At 70.0% G+C, this 17,181-nt stretch carries 16 protein-coding genes; 9 read left to right on the top strand and 7 right to left on the bottom strand.

What is annotated here, in order from left to right:
- The first annotated feature begins 59 nt into the window (after positions 1 to 59).
- From N2041_RS02790 to N2041_RS02760, 7 genes are all read left to right on the top strand, one after another.
- Complete coding sequence (locus N2041_RS02790; RefSeq protein WP_297675593.1) at positions 60 to 1,811, top strand: PEP-utilizing enzyme; 1,752 nt, start codon at positions 60 to 62, stop codon at positions 1,809 to 1,811.
- 104 nt (positions 1,812 to 1,915) lie between these two features.
- Positions 1,916 to 2,380, top strand: coding sequence for a MaoC family dehydratase N-terminal domain-containing protein (locus N2041_RS02785; RefSeq protein ID WP_297675591.1), 465 nt, complete (start codon positions 1,916 to 1,918; stop codon positions 2,378 to 2,380).
- Positions 2,377 to 2,802 (top strand): hypothetical protein, encoded by a 426-nt coding sequence (locus N2041_RS02780; protein ID WP_297675589.1) that lies wholly within the window; start codon positions 2,377 to 2,379, stop codon positions 2,800 to 2,802. Before N2041_RS02785 ends, N2041_RS02780 begins: the two co-directional genes overlap by 4 nt.
- 63 nt (positions 2,803 to 2,865) lie before the next feature.
- Positions 2,866 to 3,903, top strand: coding sequence for a pirin family protein (locus tag N2041_RS02775; protein ID WP_297675587.1), 1,038 nt, complete (start codon positions 2,866 to 2,868; stop codon positions 3,901 to 3,903).
- Between the two features lie 11 nt (positions 3,904 to 3,914).
- Positions 3,915 to 5,060: a CoA transferase gene (locus tag N2041_RS02770; protein WP_297675585.1), complete on the top strand. Its 1,146-nt coding sequence runs from the start codon at positions 3,915 to 3,917 to the stop codon at positions 5,058 to 5,060.
- On the top strand, positions 5,057 to 5,533 hold the full coding sequence (locus tag N2041_RS02765) for a hypothetical protein (RefSeq protein WP_297675583.1): 477 nt from the start codon (positions 5,057 to 5,059) through the stop codon (positions 5,531 to 5,533). The genes N2041_RS02770 and N2041_RS02765 overlap by 4 nt, the downstream gene beginning before the upstream one ends.
- A complete protein-coding gene (locus tag N2041_RS02760) occupies positions 5,530 to 6,771 on the top strand; it encodes a CoA transferase (protein WP_297675581.1) in 1,242 nt (413 codons plus the stop codon). The genes N2041_RS02765 and N2041_RS02760 overlap by 4 nt, the downstream gene beginning before the upstream one ends.
- A gap of 8 nt (positions 6,772 to 6,779) precedes the next feature.
- On the opposite strand, the gene N2041_RS02755 is transcribed toward N2041_RS02760, so the two are convergent.
- From N2041_RS02755 to N2041_RS02735, 5 genes are read right to left on the bottom strand one after another with little or no spacing between them, the layout of a single operon-like run.
- Positions 6,780 to 7,913 (bottom strand): hypothetical protein, encoded by a 1,134-nt coding sequence (locus N2041_RS02755; protein ID WP_297675579.1) that lies wholly within the window; start codon positions 7,911 to 7,913, stop codon positions 6,780 to 6,782.
- Positions 7,910 to 9,187, bottom strand: coding sequence for a GTP-binding protein (locus N2041_RS02750; protein ID WP_297675577.1), 1,278 nt, complete (start codon positions 9,185 to 9,187; stop codon positions 7,910 to 7,912). Before N2041_RS02750 ends, N2041_RS02755 begins: the two co-directional genes overlap by 4 nt.
- Complete coding sequence (gene cysD, locus N2041_RS02745; protein WP_367187677.1) at positions 9,187 to 10,095, bottom strand: sulfate adenylyltransferase subunit CysD; 909 nt, start codon at positions 10,093 to 10,095, stop codon at positions 9,187 to 9,189. Before cysD ends, N2041_RS02750 begins: the two co-directional genes overlap by 1 nt.
- Positions 10,096 to 10,109: 14 nt before the next feature.
- Positions 10,110 to 10,676 (bottom strand): adenylyl-sulfate kinase, encoded by a 567-nt coding sequence (gene cysC / locus N2041_RS02740; protein ID WP_297675573.1) that lies wholly within the window; start codon positions 10,674 to 10,676, stop codon positions 10,110 to 10,112.
- Between the two features lie 49 nt (positions 10,677 to 10,725).
- Positions 10,726 to 11,424, bottom strand: a complete 699-nt coding sequence (locus tag N2041_RS02735; protein ID WP_297675571.1) for a phosphoadenylyl-sulfate reductase — start codon at positions 11,422 to 11,424, stop codon at positions 10,726 to 10,728.
- 140 nt (positions 11,425 to 11,564) lie between these two features.
- On the opposite strand from N2041_RS02735, the gene N2041_RS02730 reads away from it, so the two are divergent.
- On the top strand, positions 11,565 to 13,340 hold the full coding sequence (locus N2041_RS02730; protein ID WP_297675569.1) for a nitrite/sulfite reductase: 1,776 nt from the start codon (positions 11,565 to 11,567) through the stop codon (positions 13,338 to 13,340).
- Between the two features lie 13 nt (positions 13,341 to 13,353).
- Here the strand turns inward: N2041_RS02730 and N2041_RS02725 are convergent, their stop codons facing one another.
- Entirely contained in the window at positions 13,354 to 14,040 is a 687-nt protein-coding gene (locus tag N2041_RS02725) for a hypothetical protein (RefSeq protein ID WP_297675568.1), read from the bottom strand.
- 70 nt (positions 14,041 to 14,110) lie between these two features.
- Here N2041_RS02725 and hemB point away from each other — a divergent pair, with 70 nt between their 5' ends.
- Complete coding sequence (hemB, locus tag N2041_RS02720; protein WP_297675566.1) at positions 14,111 to 15,085, top strand: porphobilinogen synthase; 975 nt, start codon at positions 14,111 to 14,113, stop codon at positions 15,083 to 15,085.
- Here the strand turns inward: hemB and fdhF are convergent.
- Positions 15,048 to 17,180, bottom strand: coding sequence for a formate dehydrogenase subunit alpha (gene fdhF / locus N2041_RS02715; protein WP_297675564.1), 2,133 nt, complete (start codon positions 17,178 to 17,180; stop codon positions 15,048 to 15,050). The two genes, hemB and fdhF, sit on opposite strands and share 38 nt — an antisense overlap.
- Position 17,181: the final 1 nt, after the last annotated feature.

Here is a 17,181-nt window from a genome sequence, read left to right as displayed (position 1 = left end):
GCAACCGCCGAAACACCCGCTACCATCCGCTCCCTCGACAGTGTTAACAGGAGTGGAGCATGGAGAAGGTCCGCTGGATCGAAGACGCCCCCTACGACCCGAAAGCCTCCTTCTGGACGCGCGCCAACGTCGGCGAAGTCCTCCCCGAACCGCCCAGCCCCGCCGGCTGGGAGCTCGTTTTCGCCAACGGCGGCACGGTCCGCGGCTGGCGCGACTGCGCCGTCAACCGCCTCGGCGTCGGCGACGAGGAGCTCGACCCCGACCCGAACCGCTGTGACTTCATCGGCCTCATCGGCGGCTACGGCTATCTCAACGCCACGTGGATCCGCGTCTGGGGCGAGCGCACGCCCGGCATGTCCGCCGCCGCCATCGACGCCGCCTACTTCGGCGACCACCCGGACGTCCCGCCCTACGTGAAGGAGCCGTGGCACGAAAACCCGGCTACGACCGCCGTCATGGAGAAGTGGCTCGGCTGGGTACTCGGGGACATGGACCAGTCGGAGCTCGAAGCCGACCGGCAGCTCGCCCGCCAGGTGCGCGCTGAGCGCCCCGACCTCTCGAGGCTCTCCGACGTCGAGCTGCTCGAACGCGCCATCTCGATGCGGCCGCTCTGCCGCCGGATGTTCGATCAGCACATCAACCAGAGCGGCGCCGCCTCGATCGGCCCCGGCGCCATCGCGGCCATCTGCGCCGCCATCGGGCGGCCCGCCGACGCCATGAAGCTCATCGCCGGGCTCGGCGGCGTCGACTCCGCCGCCCCCTCGTACGCGATGTGGGAGCTGAGCCGGAAGGTTCGGGCCTCCGCGGAACTGAATCGCCTCTTCGATGTCGGTCCCGCGGGCATCTACGCCCGCCTCCAGGGTTCCGACCACCCCGACGCCCGCGCGTTCCTGGCCGCCTTCGCCGACTTCCTCGCCGAGTTCGGCTCGCGCGGCCCCAACGAATGGGACGTCATGGCCGACACCTGGGAAACCAACCCGGACCTCGCCCTCGCCGCGATCGACCGCATGCGGCTCAGCGGCGACGACAGCTCACCGATGCAGAAGAATGCCGAGCGCGTCGCCGAACGGGAGCGCATCCGCGCCGAAATCCGCGAAGCCCTCGCTGGCGACCCGGCGACGCTCGCCCAGTTCGACGCCGCCATGCAGAGCGCGCTCACCTTCGTCCCCGGCCGCGAGCGCTCGAAGACGAACATCATCCGCGTCATCGAAGAGACGCGGATGGCCCTCCGCGAACTCGGCCGCCGCGCGGTCGAGCGCGGCCAGGTCGACCGCCCGCACGACATCTGCTTCCTGTTCGAAGATGAGCTGCGCGACTACGCGGAGGGCCGGCTGACCGACCTCCGCAGTCTCGTCGAACCCCGCCGCAAGCACTACGAATGGCTCCTCACGCTCGAGCCGCCGTTCATCATCAACGGCACCCCGCCGGAGAACACGACCTGGCGGCGCCGGGCGGAGCATACCGCGCAGAAGGCCGGCCCGGGCGATGTCATCCATGGCGTCCCGGGCTGCCCCGGCAGGGCCCGCGGCACCGCGCGCGTCGTCCTCGACCCGCTCGACCCGACCGTGCTCGAACCGGGGGACATCCTCGTCGCGCCGATGACCGACCCCGCGTGGACGCCGCTCTTCGTGCCCGCGGCCGGCGTCGTCGTCGATGTCGGCGCGACGCTCAGCCATGCGATCATCGTCAGCCGCGAGCTGGGCATCCCCTGCGTCGTCTCGGCCACCGATGCGACGAAGCGCATCCCGGACGGCGCGGTCATCGAAGTCGACGGCGACACCGGCGCCGTGACGGTCATCAGCGTGCCCTGAGCCGCCCTCCCGGAAACGCCGAAAAGCTGGCAGACTACGGGCACCTGAACGTCCGCCCGGCTGCGTGCCCCTGCGCGCCAGGCCGCCGGGCCCCTGGAGGATGCATGGCGATCCCGGAACAGAGCCTCATCACCGATGAGCACCGCGCGGCCATCGGCCGCAAGAGCGACCCCGTCACGGTCACCATCCGCGAGGAAGACGCGCGCCGCATGCGCGACGTCCTCGGCGACACCGACCCGCGCTACGCCGACGGCACCGGCATCGCGCCGCCATACGTGATCGCCATGCTCGGCGGCGGTCCCCGCCGCGGCATGCCCCAGGTGCTGCCCGGCGGCCTCCTCACCCAGCAGGAATGGCGCTTCACCCGCCCGTTCCGCATCGGCGAACAGCTGCAGGCCATCTCGCAGGTCTACGACATCCGCGACCGCCTCGGCGGCCGCTACGGCTACAGCGTCCTCGTCACACAGGGCACCGACTACTACGACGCCGACGGTAACCACGTTGCCGCGGCCATGATCACCATCACCCAGTTCGACCCGAAGATGGCGTCCGGCAGGAGCGACGAATGAGCCAGCGCTACTACGAAGACGTCAACGTCGACGACGAACTCGAACCGCTCGAGCGCGTGCCCACCACCGACATGGCCATCGACTTCTTCGGCCGCGACAACCCGACCAACCCGGCCTTCGCCGATGCCGAAGCCGGCAAGCGCCTCGGCGTCGGCGGCGCGCTCGTCCCCGGCCTCCTCAAGCTCGCCTGGATCACCCAGTACGTCAGCGACTGGGCCGGCACCGAGGGCATGGTGCGCAGTGTCCGTGCGGCCTACCGCCGGCCCGATGTCGCCGACCGGCCGCTCGTGCTCGCGGGCCGCGTCGTCGAGAAGCGCGTCGAAGACGGCGCCCACCTCGTCGAGCTCGAAATCGTCACGCTCGCCGAAGGCCAGCCGAGCACCCGGGCGAACGTCCAGGTCCAGCTCCCCTCCCGGGGGTGACCCTGACGGCGCGGCGGGAAACCTGCTAGGCTGGTAGTTGCATCTGCAACGAAGGAGGCGCCTGTGCCTGCCGTCACGCCAGCCAACCCGCTCACCCTGCCCCGTCTCGACCGGCTCGGGCCGACTGACCGTCCCCGGCCAGTCCACCTCGTTGTCACCGCCCCGACCTACCTCGAAGGCGAAGGCTTCCAGGTGCGCCGGCCCTTCCCGGGCCTCGACCTCGGCATCGCCGACCCGTTCCTGCTCCTCGACCACATCGGCGCGGTCGAATACGCCCCGGGCGAGGCGAAAGGCGCCCCGTGGCATCCCCACCGCGGCTTCGAAACGGTCACCTACATGATCGACGGCGCCCTCGAGCACCACGATTCGACCGGGGGCGGCGGGTACATCGCCGACGGCGCCACCCAGTGGATGACCGCCGGCGCTGGCATCCTCCACGACGAAGTGCCGCCCGCCTGGCTCATCCAGAAGGGCGGCCTGTTCCACGGCGTGCAGCTCTGGGTGAACCTCCCGGCGGCGATGAAATGGACGCCGCCCCGCTACCAGGATATCGGCGCCTCCGCCGTCACCCTCCTCGCCGGGTTCGATGGCGGCGCGCTCGTCCGCCTCATCGCCGGGGAGCTCGGTGGTCACCGCGGCCCCGGCGTGACGCACACCCCAATCGCCTACGCGCACGTGACGCTTCCGCCGGGAACCCGCTTCGAAACGGCATGGCCGCGCGACTTCAACGCGCTCGCCTACGCGCTCAACGGCCGCGGCCGGGCCGGGCTCGAACGGCGTCCGTTCGGCGAGGGCCAGCTCGTCGTGTTCGGCAACGGCGACGGCATCATCATCGAAGCCGACGACATCCAGGACTCGCGCGCCCGCAATCTCGACGTCCTCATCCTCGGCGGCCGCCCCATCCGCGAGCCCGTGGTCTTCCACGGCCCGTTCGTGATGAACACCCGCGACGAAATCTTCCAGGCCATCCGGGATTACCACTCGGGCCGCATGGGCCAGATTCCGCCGACCCGGTTCGACTTTTCGCAGATTCACGGAGACCGCGGCGGCGCCGTCCGGGCTGAGCACCCGGGAGATGAGGAGAAGCGTCAGGGCGCGTAAGATGCGCCTCCGTGAGCCGGCCCCTCGAAGGTCTCCGCGTCATCGAATTTGGCACGTTCGTCTCGGCCCCGTACTGCGGCAAGCTGTTCGCCGGGTACGGGGCCGAGGTCATCAAGGTGGAGCCGCCCCGCGGCGACATCGCCCGCGCCCACGGGCCGTTCCCCCGCGGCGAGCCGGACCCTGAAGCCAGCGCCCTCTTCCTCTACCTCAACACCGGGAAGAAGTCGGTCGTCCTCGACCCGCGCGACCCCGCGGGCCGCGGCCGCCTGCTCCGCCTCATCGAGACCGCCGACGTCCTCGTCGAGAACTACCGGCCAGCCGACCTCGCCGCACTCGGTCTCGACTACGCGTCGCTCGCCGAACGCAACCCGCGCATCGTCATGGTGTCGATCACCCCGTTCGGCCAGCAGGGCCCATACGCGAACTACCGCGGGAACAACCTCATCGCCTTCGCCATGGGCGGCCAGATGTACATCACCGGCACGCTCGAAGGCGGCCCGTTGAAGAACGGCGGCTACCAGGCCGACTACCAGGGCGGCCTCAACGCCTTCTCGGCCGCGATGCTCGCCGTCCTCGCAGCCGAGCGGGACGGGCGCGGCCAGCACGTCGATATCTCCATCCAGCGCTGCATGGCGCCCATTCTCGAGGCCTCGATCCCCTACTACTGCTACCTCGGCCAGTGGAGCGGCATCCGCCGCGGCAACCACATGGCGAGCTTCATCGGCATCTACCCCTGCGCCGACGGCCACATCGGCATCCACCTCATGCCGCGCAACTGGAAGCCGTTCCTCGAGGTCATCGGCCGCCCCGACCTCGGCGAGGACCCGCGCTTCGCCACCCAGGCCGACCGCGTCGCCCACAACGACGAGCTCATGGCCGAGCTCTACGCCTGGGCGGCGACCGAAACGAAACACGACCTCTACCGGAGGGCTGGCGCAGGCCGCGCGCCCATCGCCTTCGTCCACACGATGGCAGACCTGGTCGAAAGTCCCCAGCTGAACGCCCGCGGCTTCCTCCAGCGCATCGACCACCCGGTCGCCGGCGAAGCGGTCTATCCCGGCCCGCCCTGGTGGATGGGGCCCGGCGACTGGGACGCCGGCCGGGCGCCGCTCCTCGGCGAGCACACCGCCGAGGTCCTCGGGAGCCTCCCGGCATGAACCAGCGGGAGCGTGTCGCGCGCGCGGCAGCCTTTTTCGAACAGTGCGATGACCTCGCGCTGCTCCATCGCCTGACCGGAGAGGCCGCGCCGCGGGCGCGGAAATACGTCGCCGCCCTCCTCGCGCGCGGCGACGAGGACACGATCCCGCCGCCGGCCGACCTCCGCCCTGCCCGCGAAGCCGCTTCGCGCGAGGAAGCGCTGGAGACCTTCCGGAAGACCGACGATTTCGCGCTCTTCCAGGTCCTCGCGCGCGCCATCGGCCGCCGCATCGAAGCGCTCGAGATCATCGCCAGCGCGGAATTCCCGGCCGGGGCGCGCGTGATCGTTCCGAGGAAGTCCTCCTATCCGGCCGGCACGCCCGAACTCGCCGGCACCGTCGAGGAATCCGGCACCCAGCTCACCGTGGCGCTGGATAACGGCGAAACCTGGCAGGGCCCGCCCAGCCTCGCCCGCAAGGAGCGCCAGCCATGAGCCAGCCCCTCGACGGCGTCCGCGTCGTCGACCTCACGATGGTCTGGGCCGGGCCGATGGGCACCCGCCTCCTCGGCGACTACGGCGCAGAAGTCATCAAGGTCGAAAGCCCCCGCCAGTGGGACTTGCTCCGCGCCCTCGGCCTCATCCCTCGCGACGTGCCCCGCTGGTACAACCGGTCGGCCTACTTCAACCACAACAACCGGAACAAGTACGCCGTCTCGCTCGACCTCGCCCACCCGCTCGGCCGCGAAACGGTCCTGCAGCTCTGCGCCATCAGCGACGTGCTGGTCGAAAACTACCGCTCCGACGTGATGGACAACCTCGGCCTCGACTACGAGACCGTCCGCTCCGTAAACCCAAGCATCATCTACGTCTCGATGCCCGGCCATGGCAAGACCGGCCCCGAAAAGGACTACGTCGCCTACGGGTCGAACGTCGAGCAGCTCGCCGGGCTCGTCTCAATCTCCGGGTACGAAGACGGCGAGCCGATGAAGACCGGCTTCAGCTACGGCGACCCGATGGCCGCGACGGCGCTCGTCGGCGCGGTCACGCTCGCGCTCCGCAAGCGCCGCCTCACCGGCGCGGGTTGTTACGTCGAGCTCGCACAGCGCGAAAACCTCACCATGTTCGTCGGCGAACACATCGTGGGGTACAGCCTCACCGGCGAACTCCCGCGGCCGATGGGAAACCGCCACCCCCACCACGCCCCGCACAACGTCTACCGCTGTGCCGGCGACGACCGCTGGGTCGCCATCGCGTGCGAGACGGACGAGCAGTTCCGCGCCCTGTGCACCGTCATCCGCCGGCCCGACCTCGCCGACGACCCCCGCTTCGTGACCGCCGCCGCCCGGAAGGCGAACGAGCGCGACCTCGACCCCGAAATCGAGGCGTGGACGCTGCAGCGCGGCCACCACGAGGCGATGCACCTGCTCCAGCGCGCCGGCGTCCCGGCTGGTGCGGTCCTCACGACGCCGGAGCTCGTCGCCGACCCTCATCTCCGCTCGACGGGCGCCTGGGTCGAACACACCCACCCCGACGCCGGCACCTGGGAGATGGAAGCGCCGCCCTGGGTGCTGTCGCGGACGCCGGGCCACATCCGCCTCCACGCCCCCGGCTTCGCCGAGCACAACGACTGGGTGTTCCGCGAGCTGCTCGGCCTCGACGACGCCCGCATCGCCGCGCTGTACGCCGCCGGCGTCGCCGCCGACACCCCCGACGAATCCCTGCACCGGTGATCCGCGGGTCAGGCGAAGAGCAGGACCAGCGGAACCGCCACGATGGCCGCGAGGAAGACCGCGAGCCGCCGCTCGCTCCGCGTCGCTTCATGGGCGAGCCGGAGAATGGCCCGTGAGTACGGCCCGTAGAAGAACGTGAGGATGACCAGCGAGACGACGCCGACCGAGATCATCTCGGTCAGCACGACCGTAAACGCTGTCGCACCCCCGAGGATGAGCGCCCCGGCCAGCGTGTCGATGAACGTCGTGATGTTCGCGCCCATGACGTACGGCAGCACCTGGTCGCGCTTCAGGTAGCCCTTCAGGCTGAGGGGCACCAGCAGCGTGAGCGAAATCGACACACTCATCGTCATCGAGGTGACCGCGCCGCCCATCAGGAACATGAACCACCGCGAGCGCATCCGGTGCATCGCCGCATCGAACCTGCTCGAGCCGGCCTCGAGCTGCGGCAGCGCCCGGTCGAACACGGCGAAGCTGCCGAGGAGGATGACCACCCCGAGCCCGAACAGCGCGCCCCCCGGAAGCCGCGCGTCGAGCCACGCCACGGGCTCGCCGTAGAGCGCATCCACCCAGTCGAGCATGCCCGGCGGCGGCGTGAACTGGAGCCGGTCCAGCCAGCCGTAGTGGAGCGAAATCAGCCCCAGCATGATCGCCGGGCCCTGCGTCGTGAACGTCGTGAGCAACGAGATCACGCCAATCGCGAGGCTGTCGGGATTCCGCTTCCGGGCGACGTACAGGACGAACCCGACAGCGAGGACGATGAACGACGCCCCGAGCCGTGACCCGCCGATGACGCCGAACGCTTCGGACTCGCTGAGCACGCCGCCCGCGAGCAGCGTGACGCCGATCGCGGCGACCGGCGAACCGCTCATCGCCGCATAGGCGAGGAGCCAGCCGAACCCGACGCTGTTCACCGGGCCGGCGATATCGAGGCCGTCGAGCAGCGGCACCAGCGTCCGCGCGCCGGTCTTGAGCACCTGAAGTCCGAGGATGAACAGGAAGATCCCGGTCAGCGCGGCGGCGGCGCGTGAAACCGGCACGCCCGCCCTGCGGACGGCGGCCCGGCGGCCGGCGGGCACAGCTTCAGCCTCGACCTCGCGGCTCCTCGGCGCGAGCGCTTCTTCGCCCGGTCCGCCGTTCATCCGGCACCCGCGGCGGCGGCAGGCGCGGCCGCCCTGGTCATGCCCGCGCCGGTCGTGTGGCGCGTTGCCGGGTCGATGATGATGAAGGCCCCGGTTTCGCGGCAGGCCTCGTACAGGTCGGCAACCACGGGCTCCATCAGCCGGAACTGCACCCGGCCGATATCGTTCAGGCGGAGCTGCGCGGGAGACGGCTCGCGCGTCAGCTGGTGGACGTCGAGCCGGTCGATGAGCGATTCCACCACCGCGCGCGTCCTGCGGGTCGTCTGCTTCAGGAGCACCTGCTGCCCCGGCGCCAGCGGGGCATCTTCACGCATCCAGCACACGTCCGCTTCGACGACGTCCACCGGCGCGATCGGGTCGTGCGCCGCCACGAGCATGCTCCCCCTGCCCGCATCGAGCTCGTCGGTGAGGCGAATCGTCACCGCATCGCCGGCCGACGCCTCGCTGAGCGATTCTTCGAAGCGGTCGATCGCCGACACCTGCGTCACGGCTCCGAGGGGGAGCACGCGGACCGCATCGCCCACCCGGACGGAGCCTGCCGCCACCGTGCCGGCGTAGCCGCGGTAATCCGGGAACTCCCGCGATTGCGGCCGGATGACGTACTGCACGGGAAACCGGAAGGGGGCCCGGCGGGCCGGGTCCGGCACCTGGACAGCTTCGAGGAACTCCAGGAGTGTGGGCCCGTCGTACCAGCCGAGCTCACCCGAGCGGTGCACGATGTTCGCGCCCGTCAGCGCCGCCAGCGGGACGACGGTCACCGCATCGATCCCCAGCGACCGCGCGACGGCGCGGTACTCCTCCTCGATCTCGCGAAAACGCGCCTCAGACCAGCCGACCAGGTCCATCTTGTTCACGCAAAGCACCACGTGGTGGATGCCCAGCAGCGCGGCGAGCGCCGAATGCCGCCGCGTTTGTTCCACCACACCCTTGCGCGCATCGACGAGGATGAGCGCAAGGTGCGCCGTTGAGGCGCCCGTGACCATGTTGCGCGTGTACTGCACATGGCCCGGCGCGTCTGCGATGATGAACTTCCGGCGCGGCGTCGCGAAGTAGCGGTAGGCGACGTCGATCGTGATGCCCTGCTCCCGTTCGGCCCGCAGCCCGTCCGTCAGCAGCGCGAGATTCAGCTCGTCCAGCCCCTGCGCGTGGCTCGCGCGTTCGATGCTCGCCAGCGTGTCCTCGAACACCTGCCTCGTGTCGTAGAGCAGCCGGCCGATGAGCGTGCTCTTCCCGTCATCGACCGACCCGGCAGTCACGAAACGGAGGAGGTCCATCAGAAGTACCCCTCCCGCTTCCGGTCTTCCATCGCGGCCTCCGAGAACTGGTCGTCCGCCCGGCTCGCGCCCCGCTCGGTCACCCGCGCTGTGGCAACCTCCGCGATGATCTCCTCCACGGTTTTCGCCGAAGAACGGACGGCCGCGGTGCAGGTCATGTCCCCGACCGTCCGGTAGCGGACGGTCTCGACGAAGCTTCGCTCGTGCGGCAGCCGCGGCAGGAACGGGCTGACCGCCATCAGCATGCCGTCGCGCTGGAACACCTCCCGCTCGTGCGCGAAGTAGATCGACGGGATCTCGAGCCGCTCCCGCGCGATGTAGCGCCAGACGTCGAGCTCCGTCCAGTTCGAAAGCGGGAACACCCGCATGTGCTCGCCGCGCAGATGAAGGCCGTTGTACAGGTTCCACAGCTCGGGCCGCTGATTGCGCGGGTCCCACTGCCCGAACTCGTCCCGGAACGAAAAGACGCGCTCCTTGGCCCGCGCCTTCTCCTCGTCCCGCCGAGCGCCGCCGATGGCAGCATCGAACTGGTGCCGCGCGATCGCGGCCAGCAGCACCGGCGTCTGGAGCCGGTTCCGCGATGCGCGCGGGCCCCGCTCCTCCTGCACCCACCCCTCGTCGATGGCCTCCTGTACCGATGCAACGACGAGGCGAGCCTTCAGCTCCGCGATTCGCCGGTCGCGGAACGCGATCACCTCAGGAAAGTTATGTCCGGTGTCGACGTGCAGGACCGTGAACGGGAAGCGCGCCGGCCAGAACGCCTTTTGCGCGAGCCGGAGCAGCACGATCGAGTCCTTGCCGCCGGAGAAGAGCAAGGCGGGCCGTTCGAACTCCGCTGCGACTTCCCGCATGATGAAGACGGCCTCGGCCTCCAGGAGGTCGAGGCCGGGGTCGTGGTCGACGGGCATCACCGCATGCGCCGTCACGGCCGCACCTCCGCCGGGGATGGTGCGAGCCCCCGCGTTTCCAGCAGCTGCAGCAGCGCCGCGAGGCTCGCCTCGGCCGGCTCGCTCCCGGTGTCCAGCCGGAGGTCGGGCGCCAGCGGCGGCTCGTACGGGTCGTCGATGCCCGTGAAGCCGGGCCGCCTGCCCGCGCGCGCCTCGGCGTAGAGCCCCTTCACATCCCGCGCCTCGCACGCTTCCAGCGACGCCGCGAGGTGGACTTCGAGGAACGGCACGCCGTCCGCCTCGATCATCGCCCGCGCCGCGTCGCGGGTGTCCCGGTAGGGCGAAATCGCGGCCGTGATGACGGCGACGCCGTTGCGCGCCAGCAGCCGCGCAACCCAGGCGATGCGCAGGATGTTGGTATCCCGGTCCTCCCGGCTGAAGCCCAGTCCCTTCGACAGGTGGGTTCGCACTTCGTCGCCGTCGAGCACCTCGACGGCGAGCCCGCGCTTCCGAAGCTCAGGGGCGAGCAACGCCGTCAGGGTGGATTTGCCTGCCCCCGAGAGCCCCGTGAACCACACCACGAAACCGTTCCGCTGTGTCATCTCGCGTCCTTCCCGGCCCGGCCGTCGGCCGCACCGCTCCTTGTCGTCGTCAGGTGTGCAGCCCGCACTCGTCTTTCTCGAAGCCCTGCCAGCGGCCCGCCCGCCCCTGGACGCCGGGCACCGTACAGTTGTAGCAGCCGATGCTCGCGTAGCCGCGGTCCAGCAGCGGGTTGTACGGAACCCCGTGCTCGAGCAGGTACGCCCACGTCTGCTTCTCCGTCCAGTTCGCCAGCGGGTTGATCTTCACGACCCCGAACTTCGGCGCCCAGGAGACGATCGGCGTGTCGGCGCGGCCTTCCGACTGGTCGCGCCGGAGGCCGCTGACCCACGCGCTCTTCCCTTCGAGCGCGCGGCGGTTCGGCTCCACCTTCCGGAGTTCGCAGCAGAGGTCCGGGTCGCGCATCCAGAGCGCTGCGCCGTACTGCCGCGCTTGCTCCTCATGGGTGAGTTTCGACTTGTACACCTGGACGTTCGTGAGGCCCAGCGCCGGCACGGCCCGCCGCATCGTCTCGTAGGTCTCCTCGAACAGGTAGTCCGTATCGAGCACGAAGACGTGCACGTCCGGCTTGAGCCGCGACACCATGTGCAGGATCGCCATCCCGCTCGCGCCGCCGAAGCTCGCTCCCACCGAGAGGCCGTCGCCGAACGTCTCCACCGCCCAGCGGACGATCTCCTCGGGACTGGCCGATTCGAACCGTTCGTTGAGAGCCCGGTAGTCGGCATCACTGAATGCCGGCGCGGCGGTCATGGGCAGCTCCTTAGCTGAGTAACTCGCTCAACTTTATCCATTCCCACCGTTGCCGGCAAGTCCTCAAGTTGATAAAGTCAGTCAGCTTTCTGCTGAGTTCCTCGGCGGAACTGCGCGAATCTCCACCACCGGGGTGCGCCATGCCCGACGTCGAGACCATCGTCTACACCAACGAGCCCGGGAAGGTGCTCCCGGTCCTCGAACGCGAGCTCGAAGACTTCAAGACCGAGGCTGCCCGCTTCATCAATGGCGAGTGGGACGAAGCGCAGTTCATCGGCTTCCGTCTCAAGCAGGGCGTCTACGGGCAGCGGCAGCCGAACGTCCAGATGATCCGCGTCAAGCTCCCCTTCGGCGGCGTCACCCCGGAGCAGATGGAAGCCTTCGCCGAAGTCGCCGAGAAGTACGCTCCGCTGCGCAAGGGCCACATCACGACCCGCCAGAACATCCAGTTCCACCACATCCCGCTCCTCAAAGCCGCCGAAGCGCTCTTCGTCCTCGGCCGCGCGGGGCTCTCCACCCGGGAGGCGTGCGGCAACACCGTCCGCAACGTGACGGGCGACCCGTGGGCGGGCATCCAGGAAGGCGAGCCCTTCGACCCGACGCCCTACGCCGGCGCGTTCGCCCGCCGCTGGCTCCGCAACCCGCTCACCCAGCTCCTCCCCCGAAAGTTCAAGGTCGCCTTCACCGCGACCGACGCCGACACCGCCATCACCGGCATCCACGACCTCGGCTTCATCCCCCGCATCCGCGACGGCGTGAAGGGCTTCACGATGGTCGTCGGCGGCGGCCTGAGCACGATGCCCCGCAAAGCGCCCGTCCTCTACGACTTCGTGTCCGTCGACGACTACCTCAAGGTCTCCGAGGCGGTGCTCCGCATCTTCAATCGCGCCGATGAACTCCGGAAGAACCGCGCGAAAGCCCGCATCAAGTTCCTCGTCGACCGGGTCGGCATCGACGAGTTCCGCCGGATGGTCGAGGAGGAGCTGAAGGGCGACTGGGCGCAGGGCCGCGATTTCCGCCCCGACCCGCTCCTCTTCATCCACGACGAAGAAGCCAACGCCCCGGCGCGCCGGCCGCACTACCAGCAGCCGAACGGCGACCACCGCGAGTTCACCGCCTTCGTCGCGGCCAACGTCCGCGCGCAGAAGCAGCAGGGCTTCAGCGCCGTCGAAGTCAAGGTCACCCGCGGCGACCTCCGGCCGGAACAGTTCCGCGGCCTCGCCGCCATCATGCGCGACTACACCGGCGGCTACGCCCGCACCACCGTCGGCCAAAACATCGTCCTCCGCTGGGTCCGCGATGAGAGCCTGTACGAAGTCTTCCTGCGCCTGAAGGAGCTCGGCCTCGCCGATATCGGGGCCCAGACCATTACCGACGTCGTCAGCTGCCCCGGCACCGACAGCTGCAAGCTCGGCATCACCTCTTCGATGGGGCTGAACCAGGCCATCCAGGAGCGCGTCGAGGCGCTGAACATCACCGACCCGCTCACCCGGAAGATCCACATCAAGATGAGCGGCTGCCCGAACAGCTGCGGCCAGCACCACATCGCCACCATCGGCTTCCACGGCGCCGCGATGAAGGTCGGCGACCACCAGCTGCCCGCCTACCACGTCTTCCTCGGCGGCAACTACGACAACGGCGAACTCCGGCTCGCCCAGCAGCTGAAGGTCCGCCTGCCCGCAAAGCGCGGTCCCGACGCCGTCGAGCGCTTCATCCGCCTCTACGAATCGAACCGGCAGCCCGGCGAGACCTTCAACGCGTTCTTCGACCGCGTCGGCCCGGCGCCATTCGAAGAAGCGATCGCCGACCTCTGCATCCCGGGCGAGTTCAGCGACGACAACCGCGGGATGTTCATCGACTGGAACCGGCTCGAGCTCTACCGGCTGCAGCGCGGCGAAGGCGAGTGCGCCGTCTAGCGCTGCAGCCCGCTCAGGCGGTGCGGAGGTTCGCCCACGACTGCTCGAAGGGAAGCCCGCCGGCCTGCGCAGCTTCCAGCAGCGCCCGCCGCTGCCGGTGCTCCGGGAGCCTCGCGAGGTAGATCGACGGGTTCGCGCTCACCTCGCCCGCGAACCACTCGTGCCGCACGATCGCCCCGCAGAAGCACTCGAACATCGCTTCCCGGTCGAGGTAGTTCTCGAAGACGAACAGCGAAATGTCGTCGAGCGCGTCTTCGTCGCCTTCCGCGCTCAGCCGGTCGAACATCTCGCCCAGCCAATCGGCGGTCCGTTCCCATTCGGCAGCCGCGCCGGCACAGCCCCGCGCCTCCATCGCCTCGAGCGAGGCCATCAGCACGACGAGGAACGTCGGCAGCCGCCGCGCCGCGTACCCGTCCCGGGCGAGCGCGCACCACCGCGCGTCCTCCTCGCACGACCCATCGGGGGAGAGGACCGGGATCGCGCCCGCCAGCTCGTTCGCCTCGGCGTCCGGCAGCGTCCGAATCCAGTCCCGCACCACTGTGGCATCGACGGCTGCGAGGTTGATGACCGAGAGCGCGGCCAGCCGGCGGTCCGGGGGGCCGTCCTGGATCTCGGCCACGAGCTCAGGCGTCGTCATCCGCCGCATCTGCGCCTCGTGCGCCTGCCACCCTTCGTACTGGGCCGGGAGCCGTCGTTCCATGTCGCTCCAAGGATAGCCCGTGCAGCCCTCCCCGGCCTCCGGGGCTTCACCGATGCTACACTGCCAGCACATGGAACTCGGCACGTTCGCCCGCCACCGCCGGCTTCGCTCCACCGAGGCGATGCGCCGGCTCGTCCGCGAAACGGAGCTCACCCCGGCCCACCTCGTGTACCCGCTCTTCGTCGAGGCCGGCCTCGCGGGGCGTTCGCCGATACCGTCCATGCCAGGCCAGGACCGCCTCGGCCTCGACGCCCTCGCCGGGGAAGCCCGCAGCCTCGCCCGCCTCGGCATCGGCGGCGTCATGCTGTTCGGCCTGCCCGCCGCGAAGGACGGCGCCGGGAGCGGCGCCTGGGCCGCCGACGGCATCGTTCAGCAGGCCATCCCCCGCATCAAAGACGCCGCGCCCGACCTCGTCGTGATGGGCGACGTCTGCCTCTGCGAGTACACCAGCCACGGGCACTGCGGCCCGCTCCGGCCGGACGGCTCGGTGGATAACGACGCAGCGCTCCCGCTCCTCGCCGAAACCGCGGTCTCGCTCGCCCGCGCCGGCTGCGACGTCATCGCGCCGAGCGACATGATGGACGGCCGCGTGCTCGCCATCAGGCGGGCCCTCGATACCGCCGGCTTCTCGAACGTGCCCATCCTTTCCTACGCCGCGAAGTTTGCCAGCGGGTTCTACGGCCCCTTCCGCGAAGCGGCCGACAGCGCACCGGCCTTCGGCGACCGCCGCGGCTACCAGATGGACCCGGCGAACGCCCGCATGGCCCTCGGCGAAGTGCGCGCCGATATCGAGCAGGGCGCCGACATGGTGATGGTCAAACCCGCGCTGCCCTACCTCGACGTCATCCGCGCCGTCCGCGAGGCCGTCACCGTCCCGGTCGCGGCCTACAACGTCAGCGGCGAGTACAGCATGCTCATGGCCGCCATCGATCGGGGCTGGCTGGACGGCGACCGGGTCATCGACGAGACGCTCACGAGCATCCGCCGCGCCGGGGCTGACATCATCATCACCTACCACGCGAAGCAGTGGGCGGAGCGCCGATAGCGCCGACCGGACGGGGCCGTTTCTTCTCCACCCGGACGGCGCAGACCTTGTACTCCGGAATACGCGATGGCTCGTCGTAGGCGTTGTTGGTGAGGAAATTCGCGGCGCTCTCCTGCAGTTTCACGAACGGCACGAAGACCGACCCTTCGCGCACGGCATCCGTGATGACCGCCTTTCCGGTCAGGCGCCCCCGCCGCGACCGCACCACGACCTCGACGCCCTCGTCGATGCCCAGCCTGGCAGCGTCGTCCGGGTGGATGGCGACCGGCACCTCCGGCATCTGCTCGACGAGCGCCTGCACGCGCCGCGTGATCGTTCCGCCGTGCCAGTGGTACAGCACCCGGCCCGTGTTGAGCACGAGCGGGTACGCGCTGTCGGGCAACTCCGCCGCCGGCGCAGCCTGCCGCACCGGCACGAACTTCCCCAGCCCTCGCGGGAACCGGTCCGCGTACAGGAAGCGCGTTCCGGGATGGTCCGGGTTTGGGCACGGCCACTGGATGCCGCCCTCCCGGTCCAATCGCTCGTAGCTGATGCCGCGCAGCTGCGGCGTGAGCCGCGCCATCTCGGCGAACACCTCCGCTGCCGAACCGTAGGCGAACTGCCGCGGGTCGATGCCGGCGCCGGGCGCCATCCGCCGCGCGAGGTCCGCGATGATCGCCCAGTCGGGCCGCGATGCGCCCACCGGCGGGATCGCCGGCCGCACCCGCTGCACCCGACGTTCGCTGTTCGTGAACGTGCCGTCTTTCTCCGCGAACGAACAGGCCGGGAGCACCACGTCCGCGAGCTGCGCCGTCTCGTGCAGGAACAGGTCCTGCACCACGAGGAAGTCGAGCTGCCGGAACAGCGCCCCGGCGTGGGCGAGGTTCGGCTCGGAGAGGAGCGGGTTCTCGCCCACGATATACATCGCCCGGATGTCGCCCGCCTCGATCCGCTCGACCATGTCCGTCGCCTTGATGCCTGGCTCGCGCGGGATGCCCGCGCCCCAGGCTTCTTCGAAAATCGCCGCGACGTCGCCAGCGTACGGCTGGTAGCCCGGCAGCGAATCGGGGATGCAGCCCGCATCGCCGCAGCCCTGCACGTTGTTCTGCCCGCGCAGCGGCGAAATCCCGCAGCCGGGCCGGCCGAGCTGCCCCGTCAGCAGCGCCAGGTTGATGAGCGCCCGCGCGTTGTCGGTCCCGTGGGCATGCTGGGTGATGCCCATACCCCATGCGAGGCAGCTCCCCGGCCGCTCGCCCGGCGGCAGCCCGCGCCGCGGCGGCGGCGCAGCGTACAGCCGCGCCGCCTCGCGCAGGTCCGCCACCCCGACGCCGCACACCGCCGCGTACTCCTCGACCGTCCGCTCCAGCACGGCCGCGCGCCACGCCTCGAACCCTTCGGTCCGGCCAGCGATGAACGCCCGGTCTTCGAGCCCCTCGTCGAGAATCGCGCGCGCCATCCCGTTGAAGAGCGCCACGTCCGTCCCCGGCAGCGGCTGCAGGAAGATATCCGCGCGCTCCGCCATATCGATGCGCTTCGGGTTGACCACCACCAGCCGCGTGCCGAACTCATCGACCGCCTTCCGCATCCGCGAGGCGATCACCGGGTGGTTCGACCCCGGGTCGCAGCCGACCAGCACGAGGCACGAGGCCTCTTCGTAATCGGAGTAGGAGTTGCTCGTCGCGCCGCTGCCGAGCTGGTCCAGCATCGCCTCGACGCTCGGCGAATGGCAGAGCCGCGTGCAGTGGTCGATGTTGTTCGTCCCCATGATGAGCCGGATGAACTTCTGCTGGACGAAGGCATCCTCGTTGGTCGCCTTTGCGCTCGCGAAGCTGCCGAACCGGCCCCGGAAGGCCGGAAGCCGCTCCGCGATGAGGTCGAGCGCTTCGTCCCAGGTCGCCGGCACGAATTCGCCGCCCCGCCGGATGAGCGGCGTCGTCAGCCGGTCCGGGTGCTGCACGAACGTGGTGCCGAACCGCCCCTTCACGCAGAGCATGCCCCGGCTCGAAAGGTTCGCCGGGTCGTCGTCAACCCACCTGATGCGCCCTTCGCGGGTGTGGACCACGATGCCGCAGCCGACGCCGCAGAAGGGGCAGGTCGTCCAGGTCTTCGTCTCCATT

This window comes from Tepidiforma sp., assembly GCF_026419595.1.
Lineage (GTDB): Bacteria > Chloroflexota > Dehalococcoidia > Tepidiformales > Tepidiformaceae > Tepidiforma.
Note: the sequence above shows the minus strand (reverse complement) of the source record. Positions and strands in the feature narration are given on the sequence as shown.